The 19,707-nt window shown below is 71.2% G+C and carries 10 protein-coding genes; 6 read left to right on the top strand and 4 right to left on the bottom strand.

The annotated features are described in order from the left end of the window. Positions 1-13: 13 nt before the first annotated feature. The 3 genes from ACF08F_RS36950 to ACF08F_RS36940 are packed head-to-tail and all read right to left on the bottom strand — an operon-like array spanning position 14 to position 2,595. Complete coding sequence (locus ACF08F_RS36950) at positions 14-601, bottom strand: TetR/AcrR family transcriptional regulator (RefSeq protein ID WP_392302938.1); 588 nt, start codon at positions 599-601, stop codon at positions 14-16. Between the two features lie 42 nt (positions 602-643). Continuing rightward, complete coding sequence (locus tag ACF08F_RS36945; RefSeq protein ID WP_392302937.1) at positions 644-1,432, bottom strand: SDR family oxidoreductase; 789 nt, start codon at positions 1,430-1,432, stop codon at positions 644-646. Beyond that, positions 1,429-2,595 (bottom strand): acyl-CoA dehydrogenase family protein, encoded by a 1,167-nt coding sequence (locus ACF08F_RS36940; protein WP_392302936.1) that lies wholly within the window; start codon positions 2,593-2,595, stop codon positions 1,429-1,431. The genes ACF08F_RS36945 and ACF08F_RS36940 overlap by 4 nt, the downstream gene beginning before the upstream one ends. 45 nt (positions 2,596-2,640) lie before the next feature. Here ACF08F_RS36940 and ACF08F_RS36935 point away from each other — a divergent pair, with 45 nt between their 5' ends. The 4 genes from ACF08F_RS36935 (at position 2,641) to ACF08F_RS36920 (ending at position 6,902) form a co-directional block, all read left to right on the top strand. After that, entirely contained in the window at positions 2,641-3,537 is an 897-nt protein-coding gene (locus ACF08F_RS36935; protein ID WP_392302935.1) for an enoyl-CoA hydratase, read from the top strand. Then, positions 3,537-4,706, top strand: coding sequence for an acyl-CoA dehydrogenase family protein (locus ACF08F_RS36930; protein WP_392302934.1), 1,170 nt, complete (start codon positions 3,537-3,539; stop codon positions 4,704-4,706). Before ACF08F_RS36935 ends, ACF08F_RS36930 begins: the two co-directional genes overlap by 1 nt. Next, the gene (locus ACF08F_RS36925; protein ID WP_392302955.1) at positions 4,706-5,698 is read left to right on the top strand and encodes an acyl-CoA dehydrogenase family protein; all 993 of its coding nucleotides are present in this window, start codon (positions 4,706-4,708) and stop codon (positions 5,696-5,698) included. The genes ACF08F_RS36930 and ACF08F_RS36925 overlap by 1 nt, the downstream gene beginning before the upstream one ends. A gap of 94 nt (positions 5,699-5,792) precedes the next feature. Continuing rightward, on the top strand, positions 5,793-6,902 hold the full coding sequence (locus tag ACF08F_RS36920; protein ID WP_392302933.1) for an acyl-CoA dehydrogenase family protein: 1,110 nt from the start codon (positions 5,793-5,795) through the stop codon (positions 6,900-6,902). 13 nt (positions 6,903-6,915) lie between these two features. Here ACF08F_RS36920 and ACF08F_RS36915 read toward each other — a convergent pair whose 3' ends face one another. Next, positions 6,916-8,109 (bottom strand): MFS transporter, encoded by a 1,194-nt coding sequence (locus ACF08F_RS36915; protein WP_392302932.1) that lies wholly within the window; start codon positions 8,107-8,109, stop codon positions 6,916-6,918. Between the two features lie 420 nt (positions 8,110-8,529). On the opposite strand from ACF08F_RS36915, the gene ACF08F_RS36910 reads away from it, so the two are divergent. Both ACF08F_RS36910 and ACF08F_RS36905 read left to right on the top strand, forming a co-directional pair. Next, positions 8,530-18,945 (top strand): LamG-like jellyroll fold domain-containing protein, encoded by a 10,416-nt coding sequence (locus ACF08F_RS36910; protein ID WP_392302931.1) that lies wholly within the window; start codon positions 8,530-8,532, stop codon positions 18,943-18,945. Next, positions 18,939-19,466 carry a hypothetical protein gene (locus ACF08F_RS36905; RefSeq protein ID WP_392302930.1) on the top strand — a complete coding sequence of 176 codons (528 nt, stop codon included), beginning with the start codon at positions 18,939-18,941 and terminating at the stop codon, positions 19,464-19,466. Before ACF08F_RS36910 ends, ACF08F_RS36905 begins: the two co-directional genes overlap by 7 nt. The last annotated feature ends 241 nt before the right edge of the window (positions 19,467-19,707 follow it).

Genomic DNA, 19,707 nt, shown 5'->3' with positions numbered 1-19,707 from the left:
TCATGGGTTCATGTCATGTGCGGAGGGCGACGCCCTCCAGCACCATGGACAGGTACTGGCGGGCGATCTCCTCGGGGCTGTGCTGTCCGCCGGGCCGGTACCAGGACGCGGCGACCCAGACCGTGTCGCGTACGAAGCGGTAGGTCAGCCGGACGTCGAGGTCGGCACGGAACACCCCGGCGGCCACGCCCCGTTCGAGGGTGCGGAGCCAGGCCCTCTCGAATCTCTGCTGCGAGTCGTCGAGATAGCCGAAGCGCGGCTGCTCGCGCAGCTGCCGGGACTCCTTCTGGTAGATGGCGACGGCGGCGCGGTGCCGGTCGATCTCACGGAAGGACTCGGTGACGAGGGCCTCGATGGTCTCCCTGGGGCCGTGCCCGGCGGCGAGCACCGCGTCGTACCGGCTCCACAGCTCGTTCAGGAAGCCGGACAGGATCTCGTCGAGCATCGACTCCTTGGAGTCGAAGTGGTAGTAGAGGCTGCCCGCGAGGATGCCCGCCGCGTCGGCGATCTTGCGGACGGTGGTGGCGTCGTACCCCTGGGCGGCGAACACCTCGGCGGCGGTGGCGAGGAGTTCGTGGCGCCGCTCGGGCGCCGCGCTCACCACGGTCCGCTCCCCGCTCTCCGGCAGCCGGTCATGCCCGTCTCACGGATGCTGACTGCTGACCGAGACGACCTCGCCGGTCAGGTAGGAGGAGTAGCCGCTGGCGAGGAACACGATGACGTTGGCGACCTCCCACGGCTCGGCGTACCGGCCGAACGCCTCGCGGGCGGTCAGCTCCTCCAGGAGTTCGGGCGTGGTCACCTTCACGAGGTGGGGGTGCATGGCCAGGCTCGGGGAGACGGCGTTGACCCGTACGCCGTACTCGGCGGCCTCCAGGGCGGCGCAGCGGGTGAGCGCCATGACGCCGGCCTTGGCGGCGGCGTAGTGGGCCTGGCCCTTCTGGGCGCGCCAGCCGACCACCGAGGCGTTGTTGACGACGACGCCGCCGGTGCCCGCCGCCTTGAGCCGGCGGAGTGCGGCGCGGGTGCAGCGGAAGGTGCCGTTGAGGGTGACGTCGAGGACCTTGTCCCACTGTTCGTCGGTCATGTCGACGAGGTCGGCGGTGCCGCCGAGGCCGGCGTTGTTGACGAGGATGTCGAGGCGTCCGTGGCGCTCCTCGGCGAGGTCGAGGAGGGCGGCGACCTGGGCCTCGTCGGTGACGTCGCAGGGCAGGGCGCCGACGCGGTCGGCGCCGAACTCGGCGGCGAGTTCGGCCTCGGACTCCTTCAGTCTGCGGGCGTGGGCGTCGGAGAGGACGACCCGGGCGCCCTCCTCCAGGAGCCGCCGGGCGGTGGCGCCGCCGATGCCGGCGCCGGCCGCGGCGGTGACCACGGCGCTCCGGCCGGCGAGCAGTCCGTGCCCCGGGATGTAGGGGGGTGGTGTGCGGGTCACGGGCGGACCTCCCTGGGCAGGCCGAGGACGCGCTCGGCGATGATGTTCCGCTGGATCTCGTTGGAGCCGGCGTAGATGGTGTCGGAGCGGGAGAAGAGGTAGAGCCGCTGCCAGTCGGTGAGGTCGTAGGGTTCGCCGGCCGCGAGCATGCCGTCGGCTCCGCAGACGTCCATGGCGAGTTCGCCCAGTTCGCGGTGCCAGGTGGCCCAGAAGATCTTGCCGATGGAGGCCTCGGGGCCGGGGGCTCCGGCCGCGACGCCGCCGAGCATGCGCAGGGCGTTGAAGCGGATGGTCTCCAGGCCGATCCAGGCCCGGGCGATCCGGTCGCGGATCAGCGGGTCCGCGGCGGCGCCGGTGCGCCGGGCCAGGGCGATGACGGCCTCCAGTTCGCGGCGGAAGCCGACCTGCTGGCCCAGGGTGGAGACGCCCCGTTCGAAGCCGAGGGTGGCCATGGCGACCTTCCAGCCCTCGCCGGGGGCGCCGACGACGTGCGCCGCGTCCGTCCTGGCCCCGTCGAAGAACACCTCGTTGAACTCCGAGGTGCCGGTGAGCTGGACGATCGGCCGGATGTCGACGCCGGGCCGGCGCAGCGGGACGAGCAGGTAGGACAGGCCCTGATGACGTATCGATCCTGGCTCCGTGCGGGCGACGACGAAGCACCAGTCGGACTCGTGCGCCTGTGAGGTCCAGATCTTCTGGCCGGTGACCACCCATTCCCCGCCGTCGAGCTCGGCGCGGGTCCGGACGTTGGCCAGGTCCGAACCGGCGTCCGGCTCGCTGTAGCCCTGGCACCACAGTTCCTCGACGGCGACGATCGGCGGGAGGAAGCGCTCGCGCTGCTCGGGCGTGCCGAAGGCGATGAGCGTGGGGCCGAGGAGCTGCTCGCCGATGTGGCCGACGCGGGCGGGGGCGTCGGCGAGGGCGTACTCCTCGTGGAAGGCGACCTGCTGCTCCAGGGTCGCTCCCCGTCCGCCGTACTCCTTCGGCCAGCCGACGCAGGTCCATCCCTCGGCGGCCATGTGGCGTTCCCAGGCGAGGCGTTCGGCATGGGCCTCGTGCTCCCGGCCGGGTCCTCCGCGGCCGCGCAGGGCGGCGAACTCGCCGGTGAGGTGGGAGCGCAGCCAGCTGCGGAACTCTGCGCGGAACTCCTCGACGTTGCTCATGGCCGTACGTTAACCTACCAAACACTTGTTAGGGAAGGAGGGCGGATGTCCGCTGCCCGCACCACATCCGTATCCACGGAGCCCGTCCGGTACGAACGCCTCGGCCCCGTCGCCGTCGTCACGATGGACCGGCCCGACTACCGCAACGCCCAGAACTCCGCGATGACGTACGCCCTCGACCGGGCCTTCTACCGCGCCGCCGACGACAGCGAGGTCAAGGTCGTCGTGCTCGCCGGGGCGGGGAAGCACTTCTCCGCGGGCCACGACATCGGCACCCCCGAGCGCGACGCGCACCTGCCGTTCGAGCGCAGGGCGGGGCTCTGGTGGGACCACTCGGACAAGGAGGGCGCCGAGAGCCGCTTCGCCCGGGAGTCCGAGGTCTACCTGGGCATGTGCCGGCGCTGGCGCGAACTGCCCAAGCCCATGGTCGCGTCCGTGCAGGGCGCCTGCGTCGCCGGCGGCCTGATGCTGGCCTGGGTGTGCGACCTGATCGTCGCCTCCGAGGACGCCTTCTTCGCCGACCCGGTGGTCCGCATGGGCATCCCCGGCGTCGAGTACTTCGCCCACCCGTGGGTGATGCCCCCGCGGATCGCGAAGGAGTTCCTGTACACCGGCGACCGCATGAGCGCCCGCCGCGCCTACGAGGTCGGCATGGTCAACCGCGTCGTCCCGCGCGAGGAACTGACCGACCGGACCATGGAACTGGCCGCCCGGATCGCCGAGATGCCGCGCATGGGCCTCGCCCTCACCAAGCGCGCCGTCAACCAGGCCGAGGACCTCCAGGGCCTGCACACCGGCATGGACTCGGTCTTCGGGCTGCACCACCTGGCACACGCCCACAACGCCGAGACCGCCCCCGACGCCCTGGGCGGCATGGACATCCGGGCCATGCGGCGACATTCCGCGGGACAACCCCCCTTCCCCCGAGAGGCCGGAGCCTGATGGACCTCGACTTCACCGCGGCGGAGGACGCCTTCCGGGCCGAGGCCCGCGCCTGGCTCACCGCCCACGTCCCCGCCGTCCCGCTGCCCTCCCTGGAGACGGAGGAGGGCTTCGCGGCCCACCGGGAGTGGGAGCGGACCCTCTTCGCGGACCGCTGGTCGGTGGTCTCCTGGCCCGAGGAGTACGGCGGCAGAGGAGCCTCGGTCCTCCGGTGGCTGGTCTTCGAGGAGGAGTACTACGCAGCGGGCGCGCCCGGCCGGGTCAGCCAGAACGGCATCAACCTCCTCGCCCCCACCCTCTTCGAGCACGGCACCGACGAGCAGCGCGCCCGCGTCCTCCCCTCCATGGCCTCCGGCGAGGTCGTCTGGGCCCAGGCCTGGTCCGAACCGGAGTCCGGCTCGGACCTCGCGAGCCTGCGCTCGACCGCCGTCCGCACGGACGGCGGCTGGCTCCTCAGCGGCCAGAAGACGTGGTCGTCACGAGCCGCCTTCGCGGACCGGGCCTTCGGCCTCTTCCGCAGCGACCCGCAGGCCGGCCGGCCGCACCAGGGCCTGACCTACCTGATGTTCCCCCTGGACGCGGACGGCGTGACCGTACGGCCCATCGGGCGGCTCGACGGCAAGCCCGCCTTCGCCGAGCTCTTCCTCGACGAGGTCTTCGTACCCGACGAGGACGTGATCGGCGCCCCCGGGCAGGGCTGGCGGGTCGCCATGAGCACGGCGGGCAACGAGCGCGGGCTCACGCTGCGCAGCCCCGGACGGTTCACGGCCGCCGCCTCACGCCTTACCGGGCTGTGGCGGGACGGCGCCGACCCGACCGACACCGCCCTGCGCGACCGGGTCGCCGACGCGGTCGTCGCGGCCCGCGCCTACCAGCTGTTCACCTACGCCAACGCCTCCCGCATCGCCGCCGGGGAGCAGATCGGCGCCGAGTCCAGCCTCAACAAGGTCTTCTGGTCGGAGCTCGACATCGCGCTCCACGAGACCGCGCTCGACCTCCTCGGCCCGTACGGCGAGCTGTCGGACGAGGCCACGGACGCTCCCGCCCAAGGCAGTTGGGCCGAGGGCCACACCTTCTCCCTCGCGGGACCGATCTACGCGGGCACCAACGAGATCCAGCGCGACATCATCGCCGAGCGGCTGCTCGGCCTGCCGAAGGGACGCCGGTGATGCGGTTCCTCCTCGACGTCGAGCAGCGGGAGTTCGCCCGCTCCCTGGACGCGATGCTCACCGCGTCCGACACCCCCGGGACCGTCCGGGCCTGGGCCGCGGGCGACACCGCGCCGGGCCGCGCCCTCTGGTCACGGCTCGCGGAGGCGGGGGTCTTCGCCCTCGCCGTGCCGGAGCCGTACGAGGGTCTGGGGCCCCTGCCGGTCGAACTGGCCGTGGCCTTCACCGAGCTGGGCCGCCACGCCGTCCCCGGGCCGCTGGTGGAGACGGTCGCCGGCGCCGCGCTGCTCGACCGGCTCGGCGACGAAGGGGCCGCGGCGGCGTGGCTGCCGCGGATCGCCGCCGGCAAGGCCCTGATCTCGCTGTGCGTGCCGGCCCTCGGGAGCCCGTACGCCCTGGACCCGGACGCGACCGACGCCGTGCTGGTCGTGGCGGACGACACCCTGCTCCTGACGGAGGAGTCCGGGCCCGTCCAGCCGTCCGCCGACCCCGCGCGCCGGCTGGCCCGGCCCCTCGGCGGCACGGTCCTGGCCCGGGGGCCCGAGGTGGCTTCCGCCGCCGCACACGCCGCCGACGTGGCCACGCTGGTCACCGCCGCCCAGGCCCTGGGGCTCGGCCGCGCGCTGCTCGACCGGACCGTGGCGTACGTCAAGCAGCGCACCCAGTTCGGCGTCGCCATCGGCTCGTTCCAGGCGGTGAAGCACCGCCTGGCGGACACGCTCATCGCCCTGGAGTTCGCCCAGCCGCTGCTCCACTCGGCGGCGCTCGCCCTGGCCGGGCCGGACGGCACCTCGGCCGGGCGCGAGATCGCCGCGGCGAAGCTCGCGGCGGGCGGCGCCGCCCACGCCGCCGCCCGTGCGGCGCTGCAGCTGCACGGCGCCGTCGGCTACACGGACGAGCTGGACCTGTCCCTGTGGATCCGCAAGGCCCGCCCCCTGCGCGAGGCCTGGGGCACGCCGGCCGCCTGCCGCGCCCGTGTCCTCGCCCGCTGACACCACCCGCCCCGTGTCCTCCGCACCGACCGGAGGAGGACCCGGCGGCGGCGAGGCCCGGTCATGTCGAACCCGTGGGAAAGGAACAGAGCGTATGAGGCTGACGGAGGAGCACGAGGAGCTGCGGTCCGCCGTACGGTCGCTGCTGGGGCGCCATGCGGAAGGCGCGGCCTGGCGTCCGCTGACCGAGCAGATCGGGGTCGCGGGGCTGGCCGTGCCGGAGGAGTACGGCGGCGCCGGCTGTGGGGCCCTGGAGGTCCATGTGGTGATGGAGGAGCTGGGGCGGGAGCTGAGCCCCGTGCCGTACCTCGGCTCCGCGGTACTGATGGTGCGGGCGCTGCTCGCCTCGGGCGACACCGCGGTCTGCTCGGAGCTGCTGCCGGGTCTGGCCTCGGGCGCGGTGGTGGGGGCCCTGGCCTGGGCGGAGGGTGGTTCCTGGGACCCGGTGGCGGTCCGGGCCGAGGCCGTCCCCGGGCCCGGCGGCGGCTGGCGGCTCACCGGCGTCAAGGACCACGTCCTCGACGGCGCCGCGGCGGACGTGCTGCTCGTGGCCGCCCGGACGGGAACGGGGGTCTCGCTCTTCGAGGTGCCGGTGGGCGGTACGGGGGTGGACCGGGTGCCGGTGGTGACGATGGACGAGTCCCGAGGTCAGGCGCGGGTGACTCTCGCCGGGGCGGAGGGCCGGCTGGTCGGTGCGGACGGCGACGGCGAGCGGGTGCTGCGGCACGTCCTCGACCTGGCCTGTGCGGCGCTCGCCGCCGAGCAGGTCGGCGCCGCCGCGCGCTGCCTCGAACTCACCGTCGCCTACGCCGGGGAGCGCGTCCAGTTCGGCCGGCCCATCGGTTCGTTCCAGGCCGTCAAGCACCGGCTCGCGGACGCGTACGTCCTGGTGGAGTCGGCGCGTTCGGTCGCTCTGGGGGCCTCGTTCGCGGCGGCCGAGGGGGCCGGGTCGGCTGAGTCGGTCCGCTGCGCGGCCGCCGCCAAGTCCGCCTGCTCGGAGGCGTTCTCGGCGGTGGCGGGCGAGATGATCCAGCTGCACGGCGGCATCGGCATCACCTGGGAGCACGACGCCCACCGCTACTTCAAGCGCGCGCACGGCTCGTCCCAGCTCTTCGGCCCGCCGTCCTGGCACCGGGCCCGCCTGGCGGACGGCCTGGGCCTGGGTGCGGGCGCGGGCCGGGGCCTGGCGGGGGCAGCGCGGTGACCGGTACGCGCGGTCAGGTGTGCTCCACCCGTACCGGCCGGCGGATCAGGTAGGCGGCGGCGGAGGCGACGAGCAGCAGCATGCAGGCGATGAAGACCAGTCCCGCCCGGTCGAGTCCGAGCGGGTCGGCGAGGAGTCCCACGCCGATGACCGGGATCGAGATGCCGGTGTACGCGACGACGAAGAGGGTCGAGATCACCGCCGCGCGCCGGTCCGGCGGCGCCGCGGCGGCGACGGAGGACAGCGCGGCGCGGAAGGCGAGGCCCTGCCCCGCGCCGCCGACGACGGCCGCCAGGACCACGAAGACGAGGAGGTCCGTCCAGAGCGCGACCGCGAGGAGGGCGAGTCCGGCGAAGAGCACGGCGCATCCCAGGGGCAGGGAGCGCGCCACGCCGACGCGGTCGACGGCGAGCTGTCCGGCGGTGGAGGCGAAGAAGGCGAGGGCCACGACGAGGCCGCTCACGGCGTGGTTGTCGACGTCGAGGTAGCGGGCGAGGAAGGCGGGGCTGACGGAGGTGAACACGCCGAAGAGGGCGAAGCCCACGAAGGAGGCGATCGCCGCCGGTACGAACACCGCGCGCACCTGGGCGGGGAGGGCGGGCCGCTGGGGCCGCACGGCGCTCAGGGGCCGGCGTTCCCGTACGGTCTCGGGAAGCCGCAGCAGGACGCCGGCGCTGAGGACCACGAGGCCGAGGTGGACGGCGAACGGCAGGAGCAGGGGCTCGGGGGCGTACTCCGCGAGCAGTCCGGCGAGGAGGGGGCCGCAGCCCAGTCCGCCCATGTTGGCGGCGGTCGCCACGAACGTCGCCCGGGAGCGGCCGCCGGGCGGGGCCAGCTCCATGACGTAGGCGGTGGCGGCGCCGGTGAACAGGCCCGCGGACAGTCCGGACAGCAGCCGGCCCGCGTACAGCCAGCCGACGGCGTCCGCGACGAGGAAGCAGACCGCGCTCGCCCCCGAGAAGCCGAGTCCCCAGAACAGCGTCGGGCGCCTGCCGATGGTGTCCGAGGCGTTGCCCGCGAGCAGCAGGACGCCGATCACCCCGAAGGCGTACACGGCGTAGACGACGGTCACCGTCAGCTCGGAGAAGCCGAACTTCTCCTGGTAGAGGGGGTAGAGCGGCGTCGGCAGCGTGGTGCCGGCCATGCACACGACGAACACGGCTCCGGCGAGCAGACACCGGAGCCAGGACTGGCGTTCACCTTCCATGGCGCCGACCGTATCCCCACAGCCCGTCGCGACAGGCGCACGACCTGCGGAGACCGTGGGGGCGTCACCCGGGTCGTCGAGGCAGAGCACGAGGAGTCCAGGGCCGCGTTCCGCGTTGACTGCGCGTGAGGTGGCCGAATGTGACGCCCTGCACGGTGTCGCACGCCGACAAGGATTGACAGTTCCTGGAAACTTCATGACCTTTCTCACGTATCAATAGGGGTACCGACGCGCGTATGTGACGATTTGTCACTGCTTCGAGCCGCCGAAGACCCTCCTCGGGCTGCGGACGGAGTGCGAGAGATCAAGCCGAATTTTGTGAGTATGCTGTGTGTGCCGGTAGGACATTCCCACTGATCATCTATGTGGGGGAAGTCCGTGCGCACAGCGCGACCACTGGTACTCCTAGTGGCATTCATCATGGCCGTTCTGGCAGGTACAGAACAGGCCGCACTCGCGGTGGACAACTGGGTCACCGCAAAATCCGGCCGTGGAGCCGGCGAACTGCCCGAGCAGGGCTGGGGAACGGCCCGCGACCGGGGCCACAGCGCCTCCGGCGATGCGACCGACGCCACGGCGGGAGGGGGGCGCAGCGGAGCGCTCAAGGCGCCGGGCGAACTCCCGCCGGACGGCGGCACCCCGCACCAGCGGCTGGGCGGTGCGCCCAAGCCGTCGTCCAGGACGCCGTTCGTCAAGGTGGCCGCGCCCGCAACGCCGCAGCGCAAGAGCTTCGACCCGAAGACCAGCGCCGAGCTGCCGGGCGAGCGCACCAGGCAGGCTCGCACGTTCCTGAACAAGGACGGGACGTACACCACCCGGTTCTACAACGAGCCGGTCAACTTCCTTGGCCGGGACGGCAAGTGGAAGGGCATCGACTCCCGGCTCACCCAGAGCCGGACCGCGGTGACGCCGCCCGGCGGAGCGGCCGCGACTCCCGCCTGGCAGCCCACGTCCTCCGAGAACAGGATCGCCCTGGGTGCGTACGCCGACGCCGCGCCCCTGGTACGTATCGGCGTGAACGACACCGCCTCGCTCGGGTACTCCGTCGAGGGCGCCTCCCACTCCATCGGTGAGGCCACAGGCAGCACGATCACCTACCCGGAGGTCCGTCCCGCCGCGGACGTGCAGCTCGTCGCGGGCAGTGACTCGGTCAAGGAGACGCTGGTCCTCAAGGACCGGTCCGCTCCGACCGAGTGGCGCTTCCCTCTCGTCCTGAACGGCCTCACCGCCAAGCTGGACGGCCACGGCGGTGTCGTCTTCACCGATGCCTCCGGGCGGCAGCAGGCCACCATGCCGGCAGGTTGGATGGAGGACTCACGGCACACGGAGAACGCCGCCGAAGGCGCCATCTCCTCCGGGGTCACCTACCGCCTGGAGAGCCGCGGGGGCCGTCAGACGCTGGTCGTCTCCCTTGACCGTGAGTGGCTCGCGGACCCCCAGCGGGTCTACCCCGTCAAGGTCGACCCATCGGTGACCGGGGTCAAGGCGACCTCGGGCACGTACGTCGAATCGCCCTACAACACCAACTTCTCCAGTGCCGACGTGCTCAAGGTCGGCACGTACGACGGCGGTGGCCACAAGGCCGCGAGCTTCCTTCGCTTCGACGGGCTGAACACCGGAAGCCTGAAGAACGCCTGGGTGATCAGCGCCAATCTGGCGCTGTACAACTCCTGGTCCCAGTCGTGCACCGCGCGCCCCGTGACCGTCCACCCGATCACGTCGAACTGGTCCGAAGGCAGTACCTCCGTCTTCCCCGGTCCCGCCACGGGTCCGGCACTCGGCTCGAAGAGCTTCGCCCACGGCTGGCGTCCCACCGGCACCGAGACGTGGTCCTGCGCCCCGGCCTGGGAGAGCATCCCCCTCGGCAGTGAGGGACGTCAGCTCGTCGACGACTGGACGCACGGCCGGAAGGCGAACTACGGCCTGGCGGTCAAGGCGGCCACGGACGACTCCAAGAGCTGGAAGCAGTTCCACTCGGACGACGGCAGCGGCGTGCCCAGCCTCGATGTCTCGTGGACCAAGTACGGCGCGAGCTACCAGCTCGGCCACTTCGTCGCGCCCATCACCGCCACCTCCGAGGGCGTCTTCAAGGTCACCGTCACCAACCAGGGCCAGCAGACCTGGCCCAAGAACAGCAACTTCAAGCTGCGCTACGACCTGTACGACGGCCACGGGAATCAGGTCGGAGGCGACTACTGGTCCAAGATCCGCTGGACCGACATGCCCTACGACGTGGCCCCTGGCGCCTCGGTCACGCTGGACGCCCACATCGCGCCACTCGCACCGGGTACGTACGCGATCGCCTGGACGATGGACGAGTACCAGGTCAACTCCTTCGCCTCACAGGGCGTTCCCGCCGCCGCGATGCGCGTGGAGGCCACCAACGCGGTGCCGTACGTCACCGGGGCGAGTCCGCCGAGCGGCACGCTCGTCGACACCCTCAATCCGACGCTGTGGGCCTCGGCCAACGACCATGACAAGTACCCCAGCGGGCTGACGTACCAGTTCGAGGTGTGCGAGGTCGAAGGGAAGGACACGCGGAAGAACTGCAGGGGCAACACCCACGCGGCCTCGCCGAGCTGGACCGTACCGGCGGGCTGGCTGAGCTGGGCGAAGACCTACGCCTGGTACGCGTACGCCAACGACGGCAAGGACCAGTCGGCCCGGACCGCGCCCTCGATCCTCACCACGCAGGTCCCGCAGCCGGTCATCACCTCCCACCTGGGCGGCGCCGACAACGGCCGGACGTTCGGCGAGCGGTCCGGCAACTACGTGACCGCCGCCACCGACGCCTCCGTGCCCACGATCGGCCCCGAGTTGGCGGTCGTCCGCACGTACAACTCGCAGGACCCGCGCAAGACCGGTGCCTTCGGCGCCGGCTGGGCGACCCGCTGGGACATGCGGGCCGCCGCCGAACCCGACGGCAGCGTCGTGATCACCCTTGCGAACGGTGCTCAGGTCCGCTTCGGCAGGAACAGCGACGGCACGTACAGCGCACCCTCCGGTTCGATGGGCGTGCTGACGTCCGTGGACGGCGGCGGCTGGACGCTGCGCGACGCGTCCGCGACGCTGTACTCCTTCGACGCGACCGGTCTGCTGACCAGGATCAAGGACGGTCACGACCGTGAGCAGCTGCTCACCTACACCGGCGGCAAGCTGACCAAGGCCACCGACGCGCTGTCGCAGCGGGCGCTGAGGTTCACCTGGAGCGGTGCGCACGTCGCCTCCGTCTCCACCGACGCCGTCGGTCCGTCCGCACCGGCTCTCGTCTGGTCGTACACCTACCAAGGCGACCTGCTGAGCAAGGTCTGCCCGCCTTCGTCCACCACCGCGTGCACGGTGTACGAGTACACCGGCGGCTCCCACTACCGGGGCATGGTGCAGGACGCCGACCCGGTGGCCTACTGGCGGCTGGGCGAGAGCGAGGGCGAGGCCGCGCAGAGCGAGGCTGTCTCCCGCACCGGCATGAACGCCGGGCACTTCCGTGATGTCACGCTCGGCGGCGCCGGGGCCCTGAACGGCACGGGCAACAAGGCCGCCTCCTTCAACGGCGTCAACTCCTCGGTGGAGCTGCCGGAGTCGACCCTGGCCTCCTCGACCGTGCTGTCGGTGGAACTGTGGTTCAAGACGGACACTCCGAACGGAGTTCTCGTCGGCTTCCAGGACGACCCGCTGGGCACGACGCACCCCAACGTCTACAACCCGGTGCTGGCCGTCGACTCGGCCGGCAAGCTGCGCGGAGCGTTCGAGAAGGCCGACGGCGGCCTCACCCCGATGACCTCCGCGGCCACCGTCACCGACAACGCCTGGCACCACGCCGTGCTCACCAGCACCGGCACCGGTCAGACGCTCTACCTGGACGGCCAGGCCGTCGGCACCCTCACCGGTCCCGTCAGCCACTCCGTCAAGACGTACACCTACCTCGGCGGCGGCTTCACCGACCACACGTGGGACGGCGCCGGCACCTACGGCACCCGGTACTACAAGGGGCTGATGGACGAGGTCGCGGTCTACCACCGCGCCCTCGACGCGGGCTCCGTGCGCGCGCACCACGCGGCCCGTGCAGGGTCCTCGAAGCTCTCCAAGGTCACCCTGCCCTCAGGCCGCGTCGGCGGACGCGTCGAGTACGACGGCGACACCGAGCGTGCCACCAAGGTCACCGACGAGCGCGGCGGCGTGTGGCAGATCTCGGCGCCCCGCTACGCGTCGGGCTCCCAGGCCTACTCGGACGCCGTCCGGAGCGCGAACCCCGTCAACTACTGGCGCCTGGGTGACAGCAGCGGCGCCGCGGCGGTCGACGAGATATCAGCCGGAGGCAACGGCTCCTATCGGGACGGGGTCACCCTCGGTGGGGTCGGCGCCTTCCTCGACGGCGACGACGGCGCGGTGACCCTCGACGGGTCCAAGGGCGCGATCTCCGTACCGGCCGAGTCGATCGGTGGTGCCTCCTCGCTCTCCGTCGAACTGTGGTTCAAGACGGACAAGCCCAACGGTGTCCTGCTCGGCCTGCAGAACGCCGAACTCGGGACCACCCCGACGATGTGGAACGCGAGTCTCCTCGTCGACGGGGAGGGCAAGCTCCGCGGCCACCTGTGGGACGGCCCGTCCGCGGGCTGGCCGGTCATGGGTGGTGTGAAGGTCGCCGACAACGCGTGGCACCACGTGGTCATCACCGGCGGGCCGACCGGTCAGTCGCTGTACCTCGACGGCGCCAAGATCGGTTCCAAGGCCGGTGTCGTCAAGCCGGAGACCCTCGCGCACGCCTACCTCGGCGGCGGCTACTCCAGTGAGGAGTGGGACGGGCAGGCCCGTGCCACCCGCTACTTCAACGGCCGGCTCGACGAAGCCGCCTTCTACACGAAGGAACTGGACGCCCAGACCGTCGCGGACCACTACAAGGCGCGCAACCGTCTCGTCACCGGCAGCGGGGACCAGTACCAGGGTGCCGTCATGGCGGACGCCCCCTCCGGCTACTGGCAGCTGAACGAGCCCGGCGGCACGACCGTCCTGAACAAGGTCGCCGCGGCCGGTGCCCACGGCACCTACACCAAGGCGACTCCCGGGGCCACCGGGGCCTTCGGGCCCGGCGACGGTTCCGCGGCGGAGTTCTCGGGCGACGGGTACGCCGAACTCGTGGGCGGCCACCTGCCGAACACCGACCTGTCGGTCGAGCTGTGGTTCAGGACCACCAAGCCGGGTGTGCTCTTCAGCGACCAGGAGAAGCCGCTCCCGGATGCCCTCTCCTACGCGCCGGTACTCTACGTCGGCTCGGACAACAAACTCCACGGCCAGTACTTCACCCGAGGTGTGGGCGCGACCAACACGTCGCCGAACACCGTCACGGACAACGAGTGGCACCACGCCGTCGTGACGGCGCAAGGGCCCACCCACACGCTGTACCTCGACGGTGCGCAGGTCGCCCAGACCACCACCGTTCCGGTCACCCACGAGACCAACCAGCGCACGTACATCGGCGCCGGCCACACCAAGTGGTGGCCCGCGTCCCCGGGCGACGGAGTGCAGTACTTCACCGGTCGCATCGACGAGGTCGCCGTCTACCCGCGCACCCTCAGCGGTGACCAGGTCGCCCGGCACCACAGCGCGCGTACCCACGCCTCGGGTTCCTCGCTGACCTCGACCGTCACGGTCACCGACCCGACGGGCGCGAAGACCAGCAGCACCTTCGACGCGGTCCGCGGCCAGCGCCCGACGGCGTCCACGGACGCGGACGGCGGGGTCACGACCTTCTCGTACGACGTCGGCGGCTTCCTCCACACGGTCACCGACCCCAACGGTCACGCGACCGTCACCGGTCACGACGAGCGCGGAAACACCGTCTCGACCACGACCTGCCGGGACGCGAACTCCTGCTGGACCTCGTTCGCGGAGTACTACCACAACGCCTCCGACCCGCTGGACCCGCGCAACGGCAAGCAGGTGGCCGTCCGTGACGGTCGGTCCACCGGCCCGGGCGACAACCGCTACCGGACCACCACCTCGTACACCACGCTCGGTCTGACCGACGCGGTGACGCTGGCGGACGGCCGCGCGGTCGTCACCACCTACACGACCGGCAGCGAGCCGGCCGTGGGCGGCGGCACCACCCCGCGAGGGCTGGTCGCCACCCAGAAGACCCCTGGCGGGGCCACCACCTCCTACGCGTACTTCGCGAGCGGTGACGTGGCGAAGTCGACGGCGCCCGGCGGGCTGGTCACGTCGTACACGTACGACGCCATCGGCCGGAAGCTGACAGAGACCGAGGTCTCCGACGCCCACCCGGCGGGTGTCACCCGTACCTTCACCCATGACGCCATGTCGCGTGTCTCCTCGGAGACGGGCCCCGGGGTCAAGAACGAGATCACGGGTGTCACGCACACCGCGAAGGTCTCCCGCACGTACGACGCCGACGGGCAGCTGCTCACCGAGTCGACGGAGGACACCACCGGCGGCGACGCCACCCGCACCACCACGTACCGCTACAACGCCCTCGGCCTGAACGAGAGCGTCACGGACGCGGCGGGCAACGAGTCGGTCTTCGTCCATGACGCGCTGGGCCGGGTGATCCGTGAGACGGATCCCGCGGGCAACGTGATCACGCACGCGTTCACCCAGCGCGGGCTGCCGGCCGAGTCGGTCCTGAAGGACTGGACGGGCGATCCGTCCGGCCAGTCCCGTGACCTGGTCCTGGTCTCCCACGCGTACGACCCGGCGGGCCGGCTGGCCTCGACGACCGACGCGATGGGTGCCACGACCGCCTTCACCTATTACGACGACGGTCTACAGGCCTCAAGGACGGCGAGGCGGGTCACCCAGGCGAACGGCTCCACGAAGGACATCGTCCTGGAGTCGACGGTGTACGACGGCGCGGGCAACGCGGTCTCCCGGACCGAGAGCGGCGGCCGTACGACGGTCGACACGGTCGACGCCACCGGACGGACGACGCGGAGCGTCTTCGACCCGAACGGCCTCAACCGCGTGACGACGTTCGCCTACGACGGTGACAACAGGGTCACGGAGCAGACGCAGTCGATCGACGGCTCCGGCAGGAAGCTCACCTCCACGACCGAGTACGACGAGGCGGGCAACACCAGGAAGGCGACCGTCACCGACGGCACCCGGACCCGGGTCACCTCGGGCACGTTCGACCAGAGGGGACTGGCTGTCACGCAGGTCAGCCCCCGCGGCAACACGGCCACCAGCCGCTACGACGCGCTCGGCCGCCTGGTCGAGGCGACGGCGCCGCAGGTGCAGGTCGAGGAGAACGGCGCTGCCGCCACCGCGGCTTCGCCCACCACCTTGTCCGGCTACAACACCTTCGGCGAGGTCACCGAGACCCGTGACGCACGCGGCCTGGTGACCCGCACGGAGACCGACAGGCTCGGCCGCCCCGTCGCCGTCACGCTGCCCGACTACACCGCGCCGGGCGCGGCCACGCCGATCACCGCTGTCCGGCGCACGACGTACGACAGGCTCGGGAAGCCTGCTTCCACCACCGACCCGCTCGGACGTACGACGTCGTACGCCTACGACCAGTTGGGCAACCTCGTCAGCAGGACGGACCCGGCGACCGCCGGTGCCCAGGGGCTCCAGGCTCCCGGCGCCACCACCTTCGGCGGTACCGCCACGGCGCTGTCCGGCGGAGGCGTCACCACCTACACCTCGACCCCGACCGGTCTGCGGCTCTCCGAGACCGACCCGACGGGAGCGCGTACCGAGTCCACCTACGACGAACTGGGCCGCAAGCTCACCGCCACCACGATCGAACGCAAGCCGACGCTGCAACACCTGGTCACCCGCTATGTCCTCGACGACGCGGGCAACCTGGCCGAGTGGACGACCCCGGGCGGCCGCCGGACGGCGACGACGTACAACACCGCGGGTGAGGCGCTGACCGTCACCGACCCGCTCGGCGGCATCACCCGGTCCGCCTACGACGGCCTCGGCCGCAAGACCGAGTCCACGGACGCCACCGGTCGCAGGACCGTCACGGCGTACGACGTCCTCGGCAGCCCGTTGACGGTGTCGGACTTCGGCACCGGAACGACGGTCCTGCGCTCGGTGTCCTCCGAGTACGACGCCGAAGGAAACGTCACCGCGTCGGTCTCCGCCGGCGGCGCCCGGCGGACCTACACCTACGACGCCCTCGGCCGGATGACCAAGCAGGTCGAACCGGTCACCGGCACCGACTCCATCACCACGACCTTCGGCTACGACGCGGCGGGCAACCGCACGCGCCTGACCGACGGCCGCGGCAAGGCCACGTACTACACGTTCAACACGTGGGGCCTGCCCGAGTCCACGATCGAACCGGCCACCTCGCAGCACTGGAACCCGGACGTCCGCACCTGGACGAACGTCTACGACGCGGCGGGACAGCTCCTCACCGAGCTGCTGCCGGGCAACGTCAAGCGCCAGAAGACGTACGACGCCCTGGGCCGCCTCACCGGTGAGACCGGCTCCGGAACCGCCGTGGCCACCCGGCCGCGCAGCCTGTCGTACGACCTCGCCGACCGTGTCACGGGCCTCGGCGGCGACGGAGTCCTCGCGGGCAACACCTACACCTACAACGACCGCGGTCAGCTCCTGAACACCGACGGCCCCTCCGGCACGTCGTCCTACGGGTACGACGCGGACGGCCTGCTGACCTCCCGTACCGACGCCGCGGGCACGACGGGCTTCACCTACGACCAGGCCGGACGCCTCAGCACCACGACCGATCCGCTCACCGGCACGCAGCTGCGCAGCGGCTACGACGCGGCCGGGCGACCGACCGCGGAGGAGTACGCACGCCCCGCCGGCGGCGGCACGTGGACCATCGGCGCGAAGCGCTCGTACACGTACGACGCCCTGGGCCGACTCGTGGACGACAGTGTCGCGAAGCTGGGTACGGGCGGAAAGGTCCTCGGTCAGGCATACGAGTACGACCTCGACGACCGGCTGGTCAAGAGGAGCGCCACCGGCACGGCAGGGGCGGCCGTCGAGACCTACGGCTACGACCTCGCGGGTCGCATGACCTCCGAGACGGTCGGTGGCACGACGACGGCCTTCGAGTGGGACAAGGCCGGCAACCTGACCAGGAGAGGTGACATCACCGCCACCTACGACTCCCGCAACCGGCTGGAGACGTGGGGCGGCCAGAGCATCAGCTACAGCGCCCGCGGCACCGAGAAGACCGTGACCGAGGGCGGCAGCAGCCGCCAGATCGCCACGGACGCCTTCGAGCGCACGATCACCAACGGCACCAGCACCTTCACCTACGACTCCCTCGACCGGGTCCTGAGCCACGGAGGCGCGACCTTCGCCTACGACGGCGCCACCAACGACCTCGTCATGGACGGTACGACCAGCTACAACCGCACCCCCGGCGGCACGCTGCTCGCCAGCGCGACGACGGGAACAGCCGGTTCGGCCCGCCTGGCGGTCACGGACCAGCACACCGACCTCGTCGCCGGCCTCACGGCGGACGGCACCCAGGTCTCGTCCTCCCGGGCCTACGACCCCTTCGGCAAGGTGACCGCCACCAGTGGCGCGAACCCGGCCGTGGGGTACCAGTCCGGCTGGACCGACGCCTCCACGGGCGAGGTCAACATGGCCTCCCGCTGGTACCAGCCCGGCATCGGAAGCTTCACCAGCCGCGACACCTGGCAGATCGACCCCAGTCCGTCCGTCCAGGCCAACCGCTACACGTACGGCAACGCCGACCCCCTCAACGAGACCGACCCGACCGGTCACTGCCCGCCCTGTCTCGCCGTCCTGGCGTTCGCGGGTGGCATCAGCGCGGAAACCGCGCTCTGGTGGGTCGCCGGGGCCACGGCCGTCACGGGCACCGGGCTGGTCGTGGACCAGTACCGGCGAAACCAGGCGATGAACGCGGCGGCCACCTCGGCCGGCAGCTGGGCGTTGACAGGCGTCTACCAAGGCCCCTACATCGGCACCCAGAGCAGTGTGGGCAGTTGGGCGTACAGCAGCAACGCGGCCTCGGGAGCGTGCACCCGGAACTGCGGTGGTGGCCGTGGCCCCGGCCCGGGTCCCGGTCCTGGTCCTGGTCGTGGACCCGGCAAGGGCCGTGGGCCTGGTGGTGGTGCCCTCGGCAAGACCGTGGTCAACATCGTCAAGATCATCGCTCAGAACCCGAACAACCCGGCTCCGGCACGGCAACCCGAGTTCGACTGGGGCACCGGCGACTCCCGCTGGACGCTCGACGCGGGGTACATGAAGCAGTTCTCCCAGGAGGACTTCCAGGAGATGATGCTGACGTTCGGATTCACCCCCGAACAGGCCGCCGAGATGTACAACAACCCGGACGCGGGGGTCAGCGCGCCCAACGGCGGCCAGAACCCGTGCGACCGGGACAGGTCCGAGCGCTTCCGTTACATGCCCACGGTCACGGCGAGGACCATCGAGGGGGCGGACCGGGAGACGCCGACGGGTGTGGCCGCACTCATCTGCCCCGGTGACCTGAAGCCCAAGAACTCACGCGGCCCCCGCAAGGGGACCTGGGAGCCCCCGGGGTTCGTCTCCGAACAGGAACGGGGGGGCAAGAAGTACGCTTTCAATCGCAGTCACATACTCGGTGACAGGTTCCACGGGGACTGGATCAAGGAGAACATCTTCACGGGCTTCCAGCAGATGAACACCCCCGACATGAGGAGATGCGAGAATCGGATGGCGAAGGCCCTCACGTCTGAACCGGTCCTCTATTTCGGTAAGCTGGAGTATGGGAACGGCCGCGAAAACATCCCCACAGCGATACAGATGGACGCCTTCACGCAGAAGAATTCGAGACTGTTCTCAGTGAATATCAAGAACATCCCGACCCCGCAGGTGACGTGTTGAAGATCCACAGACTCGAAGAAGTCGTTCCGGCGCTCGGTCCCATCAAGGCCGCGCAGCCGAGGACGTTGAACTGGGGTGTTGTTTCGGCTGAACTCGGAACCGGTCTTCCCCAGGACTTCGTGGAGCTTTCCGAGCGGTACCCGGCGTTCATCATGGCCGACTTTCTGAGCGTCCATCTCCCCGACCCCGGGGAGGAAGTCGGTTTCGTGCGAGGGATGAAGGAGACATTGCGGTCGCTCGCCGAACTGCATGAGGAGGAGATGACCGAGGGGTACGTCCCGTACCCGGAGCCCGGGGGGCTGATCCCCTGGGGAGACTCGGCCGAGGGCGACAACTTCTACTGGCGCACCGGGCCTGACGGCCCCGACTCCTGGACCGTCGTCGTGGAGACGCGGAACGGGTACTGGGGGACGTACGACGGCACGCTCACCGAGTACCTCACCGGGCTGGTGACAGGCACGGTGGAGCCTGACGGCCTTCCGCCGGACTTTCCGGGGGAGAACCCGACCGTCATCTCGTAGAGCCGCCTGACCCGTCGGGCCGGACCGTCCTGAGGACGGTCCGGCCCGACGGCTGTTTGCGACTAGGGCCTGTCCGGCGGATCAAGGTCGGACAGGTCGCGGCGTCTGGTGCGGTGCATCGCAAGGCGCCGGAGCGCCCTAATAGCGGAGCTATTCGGGCGTTTCGGCAACGCGGCGAGGTGCCGTGCCAGGCGTCGCGACCCCGGCCGTGATCCGCCGGACAGGCCCTAGGGCGTGTATC

Source organism: Streptomyces sp. NPDC015130 (genome assembly GCF_043080005.1).
GTDB lineage: Bacteria > Actinomycetota > Actinomycetes > Streptomycetales > Streptomycetaceae > Streptomyces.
This window is presented reverse-complemented; position numbering and strand designations above follow the sequence as displayed.

Bases quoted from the DNA above. Each gene is read 5' to 3' on its own strand.
- ACF08F_RS36940 (WP_392302936.1), bottom strand. From the start codon at position 2,595: ATGAGCAACGTCGAGGAGTTCCGCGCAGAGTTCCGCAGCTGGCTGCGC.
- ACF08F_RS36935 (WP_392302935.1), top strand. From the start codon at position 2,641: ATGTCCGCTGCCCGCACCACATCCGTATCCACGGAGCCCGTCCGGTAC.
- ACF08F_RS36930 (WP_392302934.1), top strand. From the start codon at position 3,537: ATGGACCTCGACTTCACCGCGGCGGAGGACGCCTTCCGGGCCGAGGCC.
- ACF08F_RS36925 (WP_392302955.1), top strand. From the start codon at position 4,706: ATGCGGTTCCTCCTCGACGTCGAGCAGCGGGAGTTCGCCCGCTCCCTG.
- ACF08F_RS36920 (WP_392302933.1), top strand. From the start codon at position 5,793: ATGAGGCTGACGGAGGAGCACGAGGAGCTGCGGTCCGCCGTACGGTCG.
- ACF08F_RS36915 (WP_392302932.1), bottom strand. From the start codon at position 8,109: ATGGAAGGTGAACGCCAGTCCTGGCTCCGGTGTCTGCTCGCCGGAGCC.
- ACF08F_RS36910 (WP_392302931.1), top strand. From the start codon at position 8,530: ATGGCCGTTCTGGCAGGTACAGAACAGGCCGCACTCGCGGTGGACAAC.